Consider the following 14,457-nt stretch of genomic DNA (forward strand, 5'->3'; position numbering starts at 1 on the left):
ACATTTTAAGTTTTGCAATTAAAAGAGTCAATGATATAATTATAGATACATTATATCATTTATAATCAATAGTATAATGACTAAAAAGGAGTGGCTCACTTGATTCACGCAAAGCATAGTTTTACTAATACGCTTATAGCCCTATTTGTAAGTTCTTTTATTACATTTGCCGATATTTACAGTATTCAGCCTTTATTGCCGGTATTTATAAAATATTTTAATATTTCTGTTGCCTTGTCAGGTTTGGCAATTTCGATTACTATTATTGCGATTGCCGTATCTCTTTTAATATATGGACCTTTATCCGATTCCATCGGCAGAAAAAACATAATGAGTTTTGTGCTTTTTATTTCAGTATTGCCTATGGTTTTAGCAGGTATGTCAAATAGTTATCATTTCCTGTTGATAATGCGGTTTTTTCAAGGTTTGCTCCTTGGTGGTATACAATCAATTGCAATGGCATACATAGGTGAGGAAATCGAGAAAAACAGCCTGCCCCTTGCTATGGGTTTGTTTGTAAGCGGAAATTCCATAGGAGGTATGGCTGGACGGATTATAAGCGGATACATTGAAGAATTGCTTTCATGGCACTATGTTTTTTTTATATTTGCTTTTCTCAACCTCATAGGTGCTGTGATTTTTATATTGTTGCTGCCCGAATCAAAAAATTTTCATCCTGCAAGATTTAACATCAAAACGGCATTATCAGATATGGCAAAACATCTGAAAAAACCTGCTCTTATATTAGGTTTCGTCTTAGGATTTTGTCTTATGTTTAATTTTGTCGGGGTTTTTAATTTCGTAGGCTTCAAGCTTAGCAGCCCTCCCTATAATTTGGGTTCTGCCCAAATTGGGTGGATATATCTGACATACCTTGCAGGTACTTTTAGTTCTACATATTCGGGAAGTTTATACAAAAAGATGGGTATTCCTAAAACCCTTATATTTGACTGTATTATCGGTATCATCGGAATATCGCTTACATATATAAACAATCTGTTTTTCTTTGTTTTAGGTCTCCTGTTTTTCTGCTTTGGGTTTTTCGGTGCTCATTCTTCAGCCTGTTCATGGGTAAGTCTTCATGCAAAAGAGGCAAAAGGCAGTGCTTCTTCCCTATATTTAATCTTTTTCTATATAGGGGGAGGACTTGGCGGTGTAGTTTTTGGACTTTTGTATTCCAAATTTTACTGGCATGGTGTTATAGTCGGTGTTATAATAATGTTTTTACTTATATCGCTTTTGTCAAAAATAATGAGGGATTTTGTAAATAAAAATATCATTCGGAATTTTTAATCAAGAATTTCATCATATCATCAAAGGATATGACATTTGCATTTTTAAGTATTTCTCCTATATCGGTTTTTTGCTTTAAAGACCCCATCAAAACTATTTGTACGCATTGGTTTCTATCAACAATAACAGATTCCGGCGTCAATACACCTAATAATAACCCTAAAATAACAAGCAGTCCTGATGGGGTTATTTCTATAATTTCATCTGATGATTTCTTTTCTTTGTCATCTTCAAGTATATTTTTCTTTAATCCTTGTAAAACACCATATAATTTATTTAAACGCAAATCTATATTATCCTCCATTAAAATCCCTCCTCCACTCTACTGATTACGAGGTATAGGTATAACTATTGGAATACAGGGTTTTTCAGGAGGCAATGCAAGTCCTGACATAAATCGCAATATTAAAAGCAATGTAATAACTGCTAAAATAATAATTTTATAATCTTCAGACATGACTGTTTCACTCCCTACGGAAAAATTAATTCTACCCTCCCTTCTATTATATTAATATGTAACAAAATAGAGATTGTACTTTAATACTTTTCTTATATTTCAGTATTAAAAAATCCTGTATCCTGAATTAGCATAACTTGTTCTTATAAAGTAAGTCCTGCTTGGGTTAATCATTATCTCAAAGGGTGATTCATGCTGACTGGGTTTGGTGGATATATCCAATATCTCCATTTCCTTAACATCAGGATGTGTGGTGAAAAATTTTTGAAGAATCAAACCAAAGGGTTTTGCAATAACAGCTGCCAATAAAAATACCGCAATGATATTCAATATATTAAAATGTTGGTAAAATAACAGGATTAAAATAAACGCCAAGGAAAATAAAAAATTTGCAGCTGCTATAGACGTCCCGCATCTTTTATGAATCGCTAAATTTTTCTCCCCTTGTTTCATCCTGTTTAGCCCTTCGTGTGCAGCATCTACAATCACTTGAGGATTTGGAAGGTCTGGACCTGACAAGGTAAAACCATTCGAATAAGATAATCCGCCGATCCTCAAATTTCTTCCGAATCTTTCCTCTAATACATTTATTGTGGCATGTTCAAGACTGTGATTTTTCCTTACCCTTTTATCTGTTGCAATTTTTATTATTTGCCAAGGAATTGTTATTATATTATAAAAGGAATTAAAAATTAAAAGATACGGCAATAAAAATATCATTCCAATAACAAAAAATATAAAAAATGGCATTATTAAATAAGGAAATAAAATAAAGAGTATTATTAATAATAATATAATTGGCATAATATCACCCTTTTCAATCTTTTTATTTTGTCTCAGGCAAGGTGATAGGCACCTTGCCTGACAGCACACCCGCTATTTACCTTTATTCTTGAAAATTATATAAGAATATAGAACCGGTACTATAACAGCAATAATTAACAGCACAAACATCAAAACAGCCGCCCATGTAGCGTTGAAAAAAGAAGCAAATAAAGCGATAATACCTGTAATAAGCCATAGTTTTCCGCCCATCCGATGCGTCTTGTCCCATACCTCTTCATCTGATAACGTCCATGGGGTTCTTATGCCTACAAAATAATTGTGGCGAAGTCTGCCCATTACACTTCCAAATGCAATCAATATAATAGGAATAATAAGACTGCCGATTCTATTCATATCAATATTATACCCTAAAGCAAAAGATATAGCAGCAAAGTATAATGCTGATAAAATAATTACCAAAACTGCCCTTATCATCCTATATGCCCCAATAAACTTGATATAATTGACTTTTTTAGGGTCTATTTTAGGTGTATATAACATTGCAAAATATATTATAGTAATGATAGAAGGAAGAAAAAATATATCCTGTTTGCAGCCGAAACTATCGACTTGCCCAGAAATATTCCAATGCATTGGGATTTTGTCTGGTAAACGGTGGAAAACAGTAAATGTGAAAATCCATATCAATATGATAATCCCAATTAACCACCAATCTTTTTTGATTTCGTATTTCACATTATAGTTTTCATTCATAACATTCATACCCCTTCCTATTACACCAAACTTCAAAATGGCAAAAATTTTTTTAATAGTTTAAATAAACTTACGCTTGTTTTATTGTAAATTATGTTATAAACTGCCTTTTTAGGATTTGTCAGCCATCCATATCCTCTTGGGGCTTTTATGCCAAGATTATGCCTTACAAATCTTTTCAAGCTTGTTCTTGCTGCTATGCTTTTTTTAAAACTCGGTTTTCTTATACCATATTTCATTCATAAAACTCCTCTCTAAATCTTCTCTCTCTAAGTATAAAATAATATAAGTTATTTTCAAGCGTTTTTGATAATTTTCCCTTCCTTATTTCACCGTATATATTGATAATGTATCTTGCCGTTATTGTCAATTTGATAAGGCATGTTTTCTTTTTTAAGAATATCTATTTCTATACAAAAGAAACAAAACATGACAATTTAGGTACGTCCCTAAATGTCAAAATACCATCATACTTATTTTGCAGCATTAAGGGTGGGCTACTTATACTTGTCCTAAAAAAAATAAAAGCCCCGAAAGGCTTGATTTTGCAGTATTTTTATGGAGGCGGCACCCAGATTTGAACTGGGGGTAAAGGTTTTGCAGACCTCTGCCTTACCACTTGGCTATGCCGCCATAATAAATGGAGCGGACAACGAGACTCGAACTCGCGACCCTCACCTTGGCAAGGTGATGCTCTACCAACTGAGCTATGTCCGCAAAAAAATATTGATGGTGCCTCGAAGTGGAATCGAACCACTGACACAGGGATTTTCAGTCCCTTGCTCTACCGACTGAGCTATCGAGGCATATTATGGCGACCCAAAAGGGGCTCGAACCCTCGACCTCCAGCGTGACAGGCTGGCGCTCTAACCAACTGAGCTATTGGGCCATGGTGGTCGCAATAGGGCTCGAACCTATGACCCCCTGCTTGTAAGGCAGGTGCTCTCCCAGCTGAGCTATACGACCATGTCTTGCGACAAATAATAGTATACATAAAAATGTTGCTTTCGTCAATACATTTTTAAAAAAATTTTTCACGCTAATCCTTAAATAAATTAAAATACCGCACAAAAACTAAATCAACCTTAAAAATCCTCACTTATGCTATAAGGTTTTCGAAAAATAAAGATGCTGCAAAAAAATATGAAACCCTAACATAGTCTGTTAGGGTAAGTTTACTTATTTATGAAACTCTTTTAACATTTGCTGCCTGCGGACCTTTTGCAGCCTCAACGATTTCAAATTCTACCTCCTGACCTTCCTCTAATGTCTTAAATCCATCTTGTTCAATAGCTGAATAATGTACAAATACGTCTGTACCATCTTCTCTTTCTAAAAAACCATAACCTTTTTCAGCATTGAACCATTTTACTTTACCTCTTACCATTTATATCTTCCTCCAAACATGATATATAATTTACTTCTTTATAATAGCACTCATTTTATCTGTTGTCAAATTTTTTATCAAATAATTCTTAATTTGATTATTTTTAAACAATTCAAGCATCTTAGCAGCCTCAAGCTTTAATTTACCTTTTATTTAACCGTCTTTTTTATCATATAAAGCACACATAAATTTAATTTTTAATGTCATTAAATATTTTATCTTAATTTTAATATTTAATACTATAAAATCATAGAAATTAATTTCTTTCATTTATAAAAAATAAGATAGGAATTCCTATCTTATATTGAAATTACTTCCTTTATTCCAGGTATTTCTTCTTTCAATGCTTTTTCTATGCCTTCTTTTAGTGTTATCATTGCAAACGGACAACCTCCGCATGCACCTTTTAATTTGACGCTGACAACGCCATCAGAAGTTACATCTACGAGTTCAACATCGCCTCCATCTGCTTGTAATGAAGGTCTTAAACGATTAATAATTTTTTCTACTTCTTCTTTCATAATGTTACCTGATTTTTAAAATATTTGGCATTAATATTATCCAATATTATAAAACAGGCTTTTCACCTCCTATATAATCTTTTGTCTTTTGATAGTTATTATATCACATAAATTAATATAATAAAACATCCTGTACAAAATAAATCAAAATTTTTTTATTTTAACGACTGGCTCCGCCTCCACCGGCTGAGCCGCCTCCAAAGCCGCCGCCACTTCCGCCGAAACCTCCGAAGCCGCCGCCTCCACCGAAACCTCCAAAGCCGCCACCACCGGTCCACCAGAAACGGCCCTTTCTACCTCCGCCAAATATACTAAGTAAAATAATAAGTAAAATAATTGTACCAATAATATTCTTTGAATTACTATTTGTTTCAGTTGTTTTAACCGCATAATTATCTGTGTTAAATTCATTAATATTTATATTGTATTCCTTGGCTACCTTTGCTGAAATTGCTTTATAACCATTTAAAATCCCTTCAGAATAATTTTTTTTATCCCATGAGGGTAATACATAATCATCTAATATACTGCCGGCTACGGAATCCGGTATTGCCCCTTCAAGACCATAGCCCACCTCTATTCTAACTTTACCGCTTTTACCTTCTAAAAGTCTTTTTTTATCGACTAATAATAAAACTCCATTATTTTTATCCTTCTGTCCTATGCCCCAGTTTCTAAAAAGTTGTAATGCATAGTCCTCTATAGGGTATTCTCCTATATCATTTACTGTAACCACAACAACTTGCGCACCGCTGGCGCTTTCAATTGCATTGCCTATTTTTTTAATTTGTGCTGAGTCATCAGGATTTATAAGACCTGCATAATCATAAACATAGTTTTTTGAAGAAGGTTTAGGAGGTATATTAGGCGCTGAATAGACGACCTGAAGAAACATTAAAAACAACATAACAACTAAAAATAATCTTTTAGTTTTAAGCAAATTTTAACCTCCTTTATTTGGAAAAGTCTACTTTTGGCACCTCTTTTGCATTCTCCTGTGCTTTAAAATATTGTTTTTCGTTGAATCCAAACATTCTTGCAATTATTACCGTCGGAAACTGTCTAATACTTGTATTGTACTGTTGTACAGCATTATTGTAATCCATCCTTGCAACTGCAATTCTATTTTCTGTTCCAGCAAGTTCATCGCTTAACTGTCTGAAATTCTGATCTGCCTTTAATGTTGGATAATTTTCAGAAATCGCCAACAATCTTCCAAGGGCTGTACCCAGTTGGTCGTTTGCATTTGCTTTTTCTTGAACAGTATTTGCTGACAATAATTTTTCTCTTGCTTTATTTACACTATCAAAAACAGCTTCTTCATGTTTTGCATATCCTTTTACGGTCTCAACAAGATTAGGTATCAAATCTGCTCTTCTTTGCAATTGATTATCTATCTGACTCCATTTGCTGTTTACATCCTCCTGTTGTTTGACAAGTGAATTGTAACTTCCAAAAAACATCCCTGCAAATATTACAATAACAGCTATTATTGCAATTAATATTATTGCTGATTTTTTCACATTGAATTCCCCTTTCAAATATTACTATCTGTTAAATATTATATAATATTAAACACCTTATTACAATTAAGCTGTTTAATTAATTTTTTTGTTTTCAGGGTCATTTAGAACACGTTTCATCATCCAAAATGAAAGTATAAGAATAAATGGCGTTACTATTTGTGTTAAGGTAAAAAATCCAATTCCCCAATTTTTATTAAGATATACAGGAATAAATAATGGGTTATCCCTGACTGTTTCTTCAATTAAACCTCTCATTAATTGATAATAAAATATAAATGACCAGAATTGGTATCCGTAAGGCATATGCTTTCGTTCAATATAGAAATATCTTACAAGCAAAATTATCCCCATTGTTACACCTACCAATTGCGCCGGCCATCTTCCAAAAGCAAAACTTGTATATCTTCCAAGAACCTCTTGATTAAAAATATTACCAATTCTCACCAGCATATTTCCTATTGCAAGACCAATGACAGCATAATCTGCAAGTGGATTCATCCGGACACCTTTTTTGCGGCAATAATATAATCCGGATAAAAATCCGCCCAGTATACCGCCATGCCATGAGAGTCCTCCTTGATAAATTTTCAATATTTGCACAGGGTCTTTAATAAACCAATCAGGAGAATTTGTAAGAACATACATTAACCTTGCACCTATAACACCAAATATAACAACAATCGCTAATAGATTCATAAGAAAATCTTCATTATAATCTAATTCACGCGCCTTAATATACATATAATATGCACCGGCTGCAATAGATAAAGCCATAAAGATTCCATACCAGTGTACTGCAAAAGGACCTATTTTAAATGCATAAGGACTAATTAATGGTATATACATAGTCAACCTCCATTTGTTATTTGCATAAGATGCTTATTTGATTATATTAGTATTGTGAGATTTAGTCAATCACATCGTATTATGTTTTATAATTTTATAGGCAACTTATGCGGCATTTTTAATTCAAGAAATCCTCTCGATAACTACTTCTTTTAAAAGTTTTTTGACATCTTTTTTCTTGCATAGGGTTGTCCCTTCATTCATAACTGATGCTGAACCGCACGCCATAGCAAGTTTTAACGCATCTTCAATTGAATTATCCCTTTTATGAACAAAGCCTGCAAGAAAAGAATCTCCTGCTCCTACACTGCTTTTAACTTCAACTTCTATTGGCTCCATTTTGTACAACTTTTTATCTGCATATGCAATGGCTCCATCCTTTCCAAGTGTAACAAGAACATCGGTTATACCGTATTTTTTGCTTATCTCTTTTACAGCCTCACCAACCTCATCTTTTTTCAAATCTTTACCTGTTAATCGTGAAAGTTCATAAATATTCGGCTTTATTCCAAATGGGCTTGCTTTAACAGCCTCCTTAAGATTTTCACTATCAGTATCAACATAAACTCGCAATCCCATATCCTTACAAAGTTTTACAATTTCAAAATATGCTGATGGTAAAAGCCCTTCAGGTAAACTGCCGGATGCAATAAGGGTATCCCCACTTCTCGGAACAGCCTTTATCATATCCATAATAAGTTCATATTCAAAACGTGTAAGTGAAGCACCCGGTAAACTCATCCTGTATTGACCTTTTAGACTTTGTACTATAATGTTCATTCTTGTTTCTTTCTTTATCCTTACAGCTGAGTAAAGCACCCTTTCATTATCAAGCAAAAACTCGATTTTAATTCCATTATCGCCTCCCAGAGGGCATATAGCAACAGATGTGCCTCCTATTTCTCTAATAACCCTTGAAACATCTATACCCTTTCCTGCAGCATATTCTTCAACCTTCTTAACGCGTATTGTATCATCTAAAATAAGGTCATCAACATATAGATATCTATCTAAGCTAGGATTCATCGTAAGTGTAAAAATCAATAATCTCTCCCCCTTTTATTTTTACTTTTTTTTATTAATTATAATCTTTTAATGCTGCATTTACAATATTATCATACACACTCCTTGCCACAAATGTATGGCAGAGCAGCACAGAGAGCGAAAGGCATTGTAAAAGCAGCTAATCAATCAAGTAAAAATTTTTTTGAATTATAAAGGAAAAAGAATTATTATATAGAATATATAAATATAAAAAATATTATACGATGAGGTGTTTAATTTGCAAGCAAATATAATAAAAGACATACAACTTTTATCAAATCCTATACTTGATTATTTTTTTATTGTTATAACATTGCTGGGGAGTTCCGGTTTCTATTTTCTTCTACTTCCCATATTCTATTGGTGTATCGACAAAAGATTTGGACTTAAACTGGGACTGATGCTCATATCTTCAATTTATGTAAATACTGTAATAAAAGAAGTTACAATGCTATCAAGACCTATAGGCTATCCCGGAATAAGGTCTATATTTACGCAATCTGCCGGAGGGTATTCTTTTCCCAGTGGTCATGCACAAGGTTCTGCAACATTATGGGGCACAATAATGGTACATTATAAAAACAAAACAATTAATATTGTAGGAATCACTCTTGTTCTTCTAATATCCTTGTCAAGGCTTTATCTGGGAGTGCATTGGCCTATGGATATAGTCGGCGGTATATTTATCGCCTTATTAATTGTATTTGTTGGGGAACTTACAGACAGTATAATCATCGAAAGTAAAATAGATATACCTTTTAGATATAAAATATTATTATCCTTATTAATTCCCATCATTTTAATAATTTTATTCCCTTATAAAGACAACTTTGAATACATGGGGATTATGTCAGGGGTTCTTTTAGGATATTTTATTGACCAAAAATATTTTGGCTTTACAGTCGAAAATATACTTACTAATCATTTTATCAAATTAATAATAGGTATTGTTATATTTTTTTCATTGCAGACAGGACTTAAATTAATTTTTCCGTATACAAATATTTTTAATATGATAAGATACGGTGCAACCGGTTTATGGATGTCATTAGGAGCACCATGGGTTTTCTATAAATTAAAACTATGCTCTAAAACCGTAAACTAAAAGAACCTCTAAAAAGGTTCTTTTTTTATCTTAAATAATGTTTGTCATGGATTTTGTGTATTTATCGGCAACTTTGCTTGCTCCATATGAATCCGGCTTTACCTGTGCTTCAAAGCCACAGCCTGTTACCATTCCCACAACTTCTTTTATGATTTCTTTTGTCTTCCCATTTTCTCCAACATCGAGATGTATCTCAATATTAAGGTCTTTTCTGCCGGTCTTGCTAAGCTTTTCAAGAAGCTGATTTGCCAATTCTATACTATAATTTGCTTCCATAAAAATTCTCTGTTTAAAGGATGGAATTCTTCTGTTGGAAAACTTTCTGTAATAATACCTTGCTCCATTTCCTTCACGGTATATTATTATAGCAGTTACAAAACAGATAATTTTGCCGGGCTGCGAATCTGTCCCTACCATCAATTTATAGCTTGAATTTCGGTCTTCTTCCACAAACTCCATTATATCCTGAAACATTTTATTGATGTCCATTCGACCCTTAGTCGGGTTTACGAAATTCAATATATCCATCTCCTTTAATTTATAGATTGAAACAACGTATATTTTTTATTATACACCAAATCCGTTAAATTTGTGTTAAAAATTTTTTATGGTTTTGTTAAACTATTAATTTTGTTGCATATAATATGATATATGCTGCCGGAATAAATACAAGCTGTGCAAGTAAAGTACCTAATATTTTGCCAAATACAAGAAGTATAACCATTTTATTAACATCATTTTGTGTCTTTTTACCGTTTAATGCCTGATCTGTAATCAAAGCGGCAACAGGGTCAACAATAACAGTCAGTAATATGGTTGCAAAACCGTTTACTATTCCAGACAACTGACTTGCCGTTATCCTGTATTCAGGTATAATAGCCCCTGCATAAAGGGAAGATACAATACCTGTTGTATATATTGATGTTATTATAACATTATATATAAGGAAACTTTTGGGAATATCTGCTTCCCATATACCCTTTAACATAGAAAGCCTCGGCAAGACAATCTTTTTTCTAAGATTTTTGAAATTCTTCCACCTGAATAATTGAATAATAAGTTTAGGAACAGTACCTGCATCCTCCATTCCGTTTATTGCTACCGTAAAAAGTGAAACAAATGTTGGCATTAAAGGTGCCCCAATCAAAGCTCCCAAAGTGGCTGACATCAGTACAAACCTCATATCCGTTCCTAAAAGATGCACTTTCTCGGTTTTAATAGCTAAATCCACTAAGCTGCCCAGAAAAGGAGCCTGTACCATATTGGACAACCTCGACATTACAGCCATTATATTGAAAAGTGAAAGTGCAACAGCCAGTTTCCGTGTCATTACACCGGAAGGTCTTATGGAATATGAAAGGGTATCTACTAAATTTATTATTACTGTAAAAAAGCATACAATCAAAAGTCTTTTAGCATCTATCATTTGTACACATCCTATTCCTAAATTTAATTCTTATTAGATTATAATTTTATTTTATTAAAAAAGCAATATTTATATCTTTAAATGCAATGTGCTATAATCTATATATCACTGATAGAAAGGAATGAATGATGTGGAAAAGACTCTTGCTATTGTGAAACCTGATGGTGTAAAAAGAGGTCTTATAGGAGAAATATTAAAAAGATATGAAAATAAGGGATTAAGGCTTGTTGCAGCCAAAATTATTAAACCTGATACAGAACTCATCGAAAGGCATTATGCAGAACATAAAGAAAAACCTTTCTACAAAGGGCTTATAAAATATATGACATCAGGTCCTGTTTTCGCAATGGTTTTAGAAGGAGAAAACGCAGTAAAAATAGTAAGACTTATTAATGGAGCGACCAAAATAGAGGATGCCCAACCCGGTACCATAAGAGGGGATTATGCTGTATGCACAACATTTAATCTTATACATGGATCTGATAGTATAGAAAATGCAAGAAAAGAAATATTATTATGGTTTCCAGAAATTATAGATAAATTTTAGGACAAGACACAAGTCCAAAAAGGTGAAGTAAAAAAATTACTCCACCTTTTTGGACGGCAATATAAATGCCGTATATAGATTATTGAACACAAATTCAATTGATGAAAAGAATATAATTACAAGCCAATCAAAACTGGTTAATACAGTAGTCTTAAAAATTGCACTTAGAGCCGGAACATATATCGTAGATACAAATATGAAAAATGATACGAAACATGCTATCATTAAATATATATTGCTAAATAAACCTATCTCAAAAATCAAATGCCTTTCTGACCTGCATTCAAACGCATGAATTAATTCTATCATTACAAGTGTTGCAAAGGCAATAGTCCTTGCTTTATATAGATTATCATACTTTAATGAAAAAATATATGCTCCAAGGGTGCATAGCGCCATCAAAAAACCCACTATACCTATCCTTATTCCAAGCCCTCTTGAAAATACGCTTTCGTGTGCCCCTCTCGGTTTCATCTCCATTATATCTTTATCCGGAGGGTCAAGTCCAAGTGCTAAAGCCGGAAGACCATCTGTAACAAGATTTACCATAAGTATCTGTATTGGTATAAGTGGAAGTTCCAGTGAAGTGAGTACCGCAAGAAACATTGTTATAACTTCACCTATATTACATGACAACAGGTATCTAATAAACTTCCTGATATTATCATATATCATCCTTCCTTCTTCAATTGCAGCAACAATCGAAGCAAAATTATCATCCGTCAATATCATAGAGGAAGCTTCCTTTGCTACATCTGTACCTTCCTTACCCATTGATATGCCAATGTCAGCTTCTTTAATAGCAGGTGCATCATTAACCCCATCTCCCGTCATTGCAACAGTATAACCTCTTTTTTTCAATGCTTTTACAATGCGAAGCTTATGTTTAGGAGTAACCCTTGCATAAACCGTTGTATTTTCACAGATATTTTCTAATGCCTTTTCATCCATATGATCCATCTCGGCACCTGACAATATACTATCACCTTTGCCAAGAATATTTAATTCTTTTGCAATAGCTGATGCTGTAATCTTGTGGTCCCCTGTTATCATAACAGGCTTTATACCTGCCATTTTGCATTTTAAAACCGCATCATATACTTCCCTCCTTGGAGGATCCATCATGCCTTCAAGCCCTACAAAGACTAAATCTCTTTCAACACTTTCAGGATTAGAGCGACTGCCCTTTGGTATTTTTCTATATGCAAAGGCAAGAACCCTTAATGCATTTTCGCCAAACTTAGCGTTTATATCAAGAATTCTTTTTTTATCAAAAGATGTTAAGGGGACTTCCTTATCATTCATATATATCATGGTACATATATCAAGGATTACATCAGGTGCTCCTTTTGTAAAAACAAAATTAGTTCCTCCTTCTTCAACGATAACACTCATCCTTTTTCTATCGGAGTTAAAGGGAATTTCTTCAATTCTTGTTATATGTTTTGATAAATCTTTTGGTAAAATACCACCTTTAATTGATGCAATTAAAATTGCCGCTTCTGTAGGATCCCCTATGCACTCTATCTCATTTATCGTTTCTCTTCTGACTTTTATTTTCTTTAATCTAACATCAGCATTGTTACAAACCGCACCTATTTCTAAAAGCCTTTTCAAAACAGGATTGTTCAATGGATTAATATTTTTATCTTGTAATGAAAACAAACCTCTAAAGCCTTTCCCTTTCACTTCAATCTCTTTATTATCTGCATATATTTTTTTAACTGTCATTTTGTTTTCTGTCAGTGTACCTGTTTTATCCGTACAAATTATATTAACACATCCCAGTGTTTCGACTGCTGGAAGTTTTCTTATAATAGCATTTCTTTTAAGCATCCTTTGTACTCCTATTGCCAATGATACGGTAACAACCGCAGGAAGCCCTTCCGGTATTGCTGCAACAGCAAGACTCACCCCAGATAAAAACATATAATATATGGATTCTCCTCTAATTATCCCAAGTATCGTAACAGCCGCACATATAATAAGAGAACCTGTTACAAGAATTTTTCCAAGCTTATCAAGCCTTTTTTGAAGTGGTGTTTCATTATTGTCGATATTTTTTATCATGCCGGCAATTTTGCCCATTTCAGTTTCCATACCTGTATCTTTGACAACTGCCTTGCATCTTCCATTTATGACGACTGTTCCCATATAAATAAGACTTTGTTTCCCTTTTATTCCTCTTCCTTTAACACGTGCAGATTCTTTATGTACAGGTATTGACTCGCCGGTTAAGATTGACTCATCTACTTCTAAGTTATGGCTTTCTATGATTATAGCATCTGCCGGTATTCTGTCACCTGCTTCAAGTATTATTATATCGTCCATTACAACCCTTTCTACCGATATTTCTTTCTGTACACCATCTCTAATTACTTTTGTTGTAGGTGCTGCAAGTTTTTTTAAAGCTTCTAAAGATTGCTCAGTCCTGTATTCCTGGATGAAACCTAAAATTGCATTCAGTATTACTATAATTGTTATTGTAAGAGCATCCGCTACTTCTCCCATTAATGCAGAGAACAATGTTGCAGCCAATAAAACCATAACAATAAAATCTTTAAACTGGTCAAGGAAAATCTCAAATGGTGTAATCTTTTTACTGCCTTCCAATACATTGGGTCCGAATTTTAAAAATCTCTTTTGAGCCTCCTGTTCAGTTAGACCATTTAAATTTAGATCGTCATTTAAATAATAAATCGTATTCTGCTTCGGTTTTTGCATTGAAAACATTTGTACCCTCCTTTTTTATTTCTCATAGTATAA

The 14,457-nt window shown here is 33.4% G+C and carries 18 protein-coding genes and 5 tRNA genes; 3 read left to right on the forward strand and 20 right to left on the reverse strand.

What is annotated here, in order from left to right; all coding sequences use genetic code 11:
* The first annotated feature begins 90 nt into the window (after positions 1–90).
* Positions 91–1,293 (forward strand): MFS transporter, encoded by a 1,203-nt coding sequence (locus tag AC0LWJ_RS04640; RefSeq protein ID WP_503031475.1) that lies wholly within the window; start codon positions 91–93, stop codon positions 1,291–1,293.
* On the opposite strand, the gene AC0LWJ_RS04645 is transcribed toward AC0LWJ_RS04640, so the two are convergent.
* The 17 genes from AC0LWJ_RS04645 to AC0LWJ_RS04725 form a co-directional block, all read right to left on the reverse strand.
* Positions 1,277–1,597: a hypothetical protein gene (locus AC0LWJ_RS04645; protein ID WP_474239200.1), complete on the reverse strand. Its 321-nt coding sequence runs from the start codon at positions 1,595–1,597 to the stop codon at positions 1,277–1,279. The two genes, AC0LWJ_RS04640 and AC0LWJ_RS04645, sit on opposite strands and share 17 nt — an antisense overlap.
* Positions 1,598–1,615: 18 nt before the next feature.
* The gene (locus tag AC0LWJ_RS04650) at positions 1,616–1,750 is read right to left on the reverse strand and encodes a hypothetical protein (RefSeq protein WP_474239202.1); all 135 of its coding nucleotides are present in this window, start codon (positions 1,748–1,750) and stop codon (positions 1,616–1,618) included.
* A gap of 105 nt (positions 1,751–1,855) precedes the next feature.
* Positions 1,856–2,500, reverse strand: coding sequence for a DUF6391 domain-containing protein (locus AC0LWJ_RS04655; protein ID WP_503031476.1), 645 nt, complete (start codon positions 2,498–2,500; stop codon positions 1,856–1,858).
* A gap of 126 nt (positions 2,501–2,626) precedes the next feature.
* Entirely contained in the window at positions 2,627–3,289 is a 663-nt protein-coding gene (locus tag AC0LWJ_RS04660; RefSeq protein ID WP_474239260.1) for an SdpI family protein, read from the reverse strand.
* A 32-nt stretch (positions 3,290–3,321) separates the two neighbouring features.
* Positions 3,322–3,528 carry a hypothetical protein gene (locus AC0LWJ_RS04665; protein WP_474239206.1) on the reverse strand — a complete coding sequence of 69 codons (207 nt, stop codon included), beginning with the start codon at positions 3,526–3,528 and terminating at the stop codon, positions 3,322–3,324.
* Positions 3,525–3,659 (reverse strand): hypothetical protein, encoded by a 135-nt coding sequence (locus tag AC0LWJ_RS04670; protein WP_503031477.1) that lies wholly within the window; start codon positions 3,657–3,659, stop codon positions 3,525–3,527. The genes AC0LWJ_RS04665 and AC0LWJ_RS04670 overlap by 4 nt, the downstream gene beginning before the upstream one ends.
* 189 nt (positions 3,660–3,848) lie before the next feature.
* A tRNA-Cys gene (locus AC0LWJ_RS04675) sits at positions 3,849–3,922 on the reverse strand.
* Between the two features lie 8 nt (positions 3,923–3,930).
* Positions 3,931–4,006: transfer RNA gene (locus tag AC0LWJ_RS04680), tRNA-Gly, on the reverse strand.
* Positions 4,007–4,019: 13 nt separating this feature from the next.
* Positions 4,020–4,095: transfer RNA gene (locus AC0LWJ_RS04685), tRNA-Phe, on the reverse strand.
* 6 nt (positions 4,096–4,101) lie between these two features.
* Positions 4,102–4,178, reverse strand: a tRNA-Asp gene (locus AC0LWJ_RS04690).
* 1 nt (position 4,179) lies between these two features.
* A tRNA-Val gene (locus tag AC0LWJ_RS04695) sits at positions 4,180–4,255 on the reverse strand.
* Between the two features lie 217 nt (positions 4,256–4,472).
* Entirely contained in the window at positions 4,473–4,676 is a 204-nt protein-coding gene (locus AC0LWJ_RS04700) for a cold-shock protein (protein WP_284680737.1), read from the reverse strand.
* Between the two features lie 299 nt (positions 4,677–4,975).
* Positions 4,976–5,197 (reverse strand): NifU family protein, encoded by a 222-nt coding sequence (locus AC0LWJ_RS04705; protein ID WP_284680736.1) that lies wholly within the window; start codon positions 5,195–5,197, stop codon positions 4,976–4,978.
* A 160-nt stretch (positions 5,198–5,357) separates the two neighbouring features.
* Positions 5,358–6,104 carry a TPM domain-containing protein gene (locus AC0LWJ_RS04710; protein WP_474239262.1) on the reverse strand — a complete coding sequence of 249 codons (747 nt, stop codon included), beginning with the start codon at positions 6,102–6,104 and terminating at the stop codon, positions 5,358–5,360.
* 46 nt (positions 6,105–6,150) lie between these two features.
* On the reverse strand, positions 6,151–6,720 hold the full coding sequence (locus AC0LWJ_RS04715) for a LemA family protein (protein WP_474239209.1): 570 nt from the start codon (positions 6,718–6,720) through the stop codon (positions 6,151–6,153).
* A 75-nt stretch (positions 6,721–6,795) separates the two neighbouring features.
* Entirely contained in the window at positions 6,796–7,569 is a 774-nt protein-coding gene (locus tag AC0LWJ_RS04720; protein WP_474239212.1) for a prolipoprotein diacylglyceryl transferase, read from the reverse strand.
* A gap of 123 nt (positions 7,570–7,692) precedes the next feature.
* A complete protein-coding gene (locus tag AC0LWJ_RS04725) occupies positions 7,693–8,613 on the reverse strand; it encodes a 1-phosphofructokinase family hexose kinase (protein ID WP_474239214.1) in 921 nt (306 codons plus the stop codon).
* A 238-nt stretch (positions 8,614–8,851) separates the two neighbouring features.
* On the opposite strand from AC0LWJ_RS04725, the gene AC0LWJ_RS04730 reads away from it, so the two are divergent.
* Positions 8,852–9,718: a phosphatase PAP2 family protein gene (locus AC0LWJ_RS04730; protein WP_474239216.1), complete on the forward strand. Its 867-nt coding sequence runs from the start codon at positions 8,852–8,854 to the stop codon at positions 9,716–9,718.
* A gap of 30 nt (positions 9,719–9,748) precedes the next feature.
* Here the strand turns inward: AC0LWJ_RS04730 and AC0LWJ_RS04735 are convergent, their stop codons facing one another.
* Both AC0LWJ_RS04735 and AC0LWJ_RS04740 read right to left on the reverse strand, forming a co-directional pair.
* On the reverse strand, positions 9,749–10,207 hold the full coding sequence (locus tag AC0LWJ_RS04735; protein WP_474239264.1) for a ribonuclease H-like YkuK family protein: 459 nt from the start codon (positions 10,205–10,207) through the stop codon (positions 9,749–9,751).
* A gap of 127 nt (positions 10,208–10,334) precedes the next feature.
* Complete coding sequence (locus tag AC0LWJ_RS04740; protein WP_284680731.1) at positions 10,335–11,144, reverse strand: lipid II flippase Amj family protein; 810 nt, start codon at positions 11,142–11,144, stop codon at positions 10,335–10,337.
* A gap of 130 nt (positions 11,145–11,274) precedes the next feature.
* On the opposite strand from AC0LWJ_RS04740, the gene ndk reads away from it, so the two are divergent.
* Positions 11,275–11,691 (forward strand): nucleoside-diphosphate kinase, encoded by a 417-nt coding sequence (ndk, locus tag AC0LWJ_RS04745; protein WP_474239218.1) that lies wholly within the window; start codon positions 11,275–11,277, stop codon positions 11,689–11,691.
* Positions 11,692–11,727: 36 nt separating this feature from the next.
* On the opposite strand, the gene AC0LWJ_RS04750 is transcribed toward ndk, so the two are convergent.
* A complete protein-coding gene (locus AC0LWJ_RS04750) occupies positions 11,728–14,424 on the reverse strand; it encodes a calcium-translocating P-type ATPase, SERCA-type (RefSeq protein WP_474239220.1) in 2,697 nt (898 codons plus the stop codon).
* Positions 14,425–14,457: the final 33 nt, after the last annotated feature.

The sequence above is a fragment of the Aceticella sp. 75b-Ac genome (assembly GCF_056032965.2).

What these genes read in the sequence shown, in the direction of transcription:
- AC0LWJ_RS04645 (WP_474239200.1), bottom strand. Translation starts at nt 1,597, where the DNA reads ATGGAGGATAATATAGATTTGCGTTTAAATAAATTATATGGTGTTTTA.
- AC0LWJ_RS04650 (WP_474239202.1), bottom strand. Translation starts at nt 1,750, where the DNA reads ATGTCTGAAGATTATAAAATTATTATTTTAGCAGTTATTACATTGCTT.
- AC0LWJ_RS04655 (WP_503031476.1), bottom strand. Translation starts at nt 2,500, where the DNA reads ATGCCATTTTTTATATTTTTTGTTATTGGAATGATATTTTTATTGCCG.
- AC0LWJ_RS04660 (WP_474239260.1), bottom strand. Translation starts at nt 3,289, where the DNA reads ATGAATGAAAACTATAATGTGAAATACGAAATCAAAAAAGATTGGTGG.
- AC0LWJ_RS04665 (WP_474239206.1), bottom strand. Translation starts at nt 3,528, where the DNA reads ATGAAATATGGTATAAGAAAACCGAGTTTTAAAAAAAGCATAGCAGCA.
- AC0LWJ_RS04700 (WP_284680737.1), bottom strand. Translation starts at nt 4,676, where the DNA reads ATGGTAAGAGGTAAAGTAAAATGGTTCAATGCTGAAAAAGGTTATGGT.
- AC0LWJ_RS04705 (WP_284680736.1), bottom strand. Translation starts at nt 5,197, where the DNA reads ATGAAAGAAGAAGTAGAAAAAATTATTAATCGTTTAAGACCTTCATTA.
- AC0LWJ_RS04710 (WP_474239262.1), bottom strand. Translation starts at nt 6,104, where the DNA reads ATGTTGTTTTTAATGTTTCTTCAGGTCGTCTATTCAGCGCCTAATATA.
- AC0LWJ_RS04720 (WP_474239212.1), bottom strand. Translation starts at nt 7,569, where the DNA reads ATGTATATACCATTAATTAGTCCTTATGCATTTAAAATAGGTCCTTTT.
- AC0LWJ_RS04735 (WP_474239264.1), bottom strand. Translation starts at nt 10,207, where the DNA reads ATGGACATCAATAAAATGTTTCAGGATATAATGGAGTTTGTGGAAGAA.
- AC0LWJ_RS04740 (WP_284680731.1), bottom strand. Translation starts at nt 11,144, where the DNA reads ATGATAGATGCTAAAAGACTTTTGATTGTATGCTTTTTTACAGTAATA.
- AC0LWJ_RS04750 (WP_474239220.1), bottom strand. Translation starts at nt 14,424, where the DNA reads ATGTTTTCAATGCAAAAACCGAAGCAGAATACGATTTATTATTTAAAT.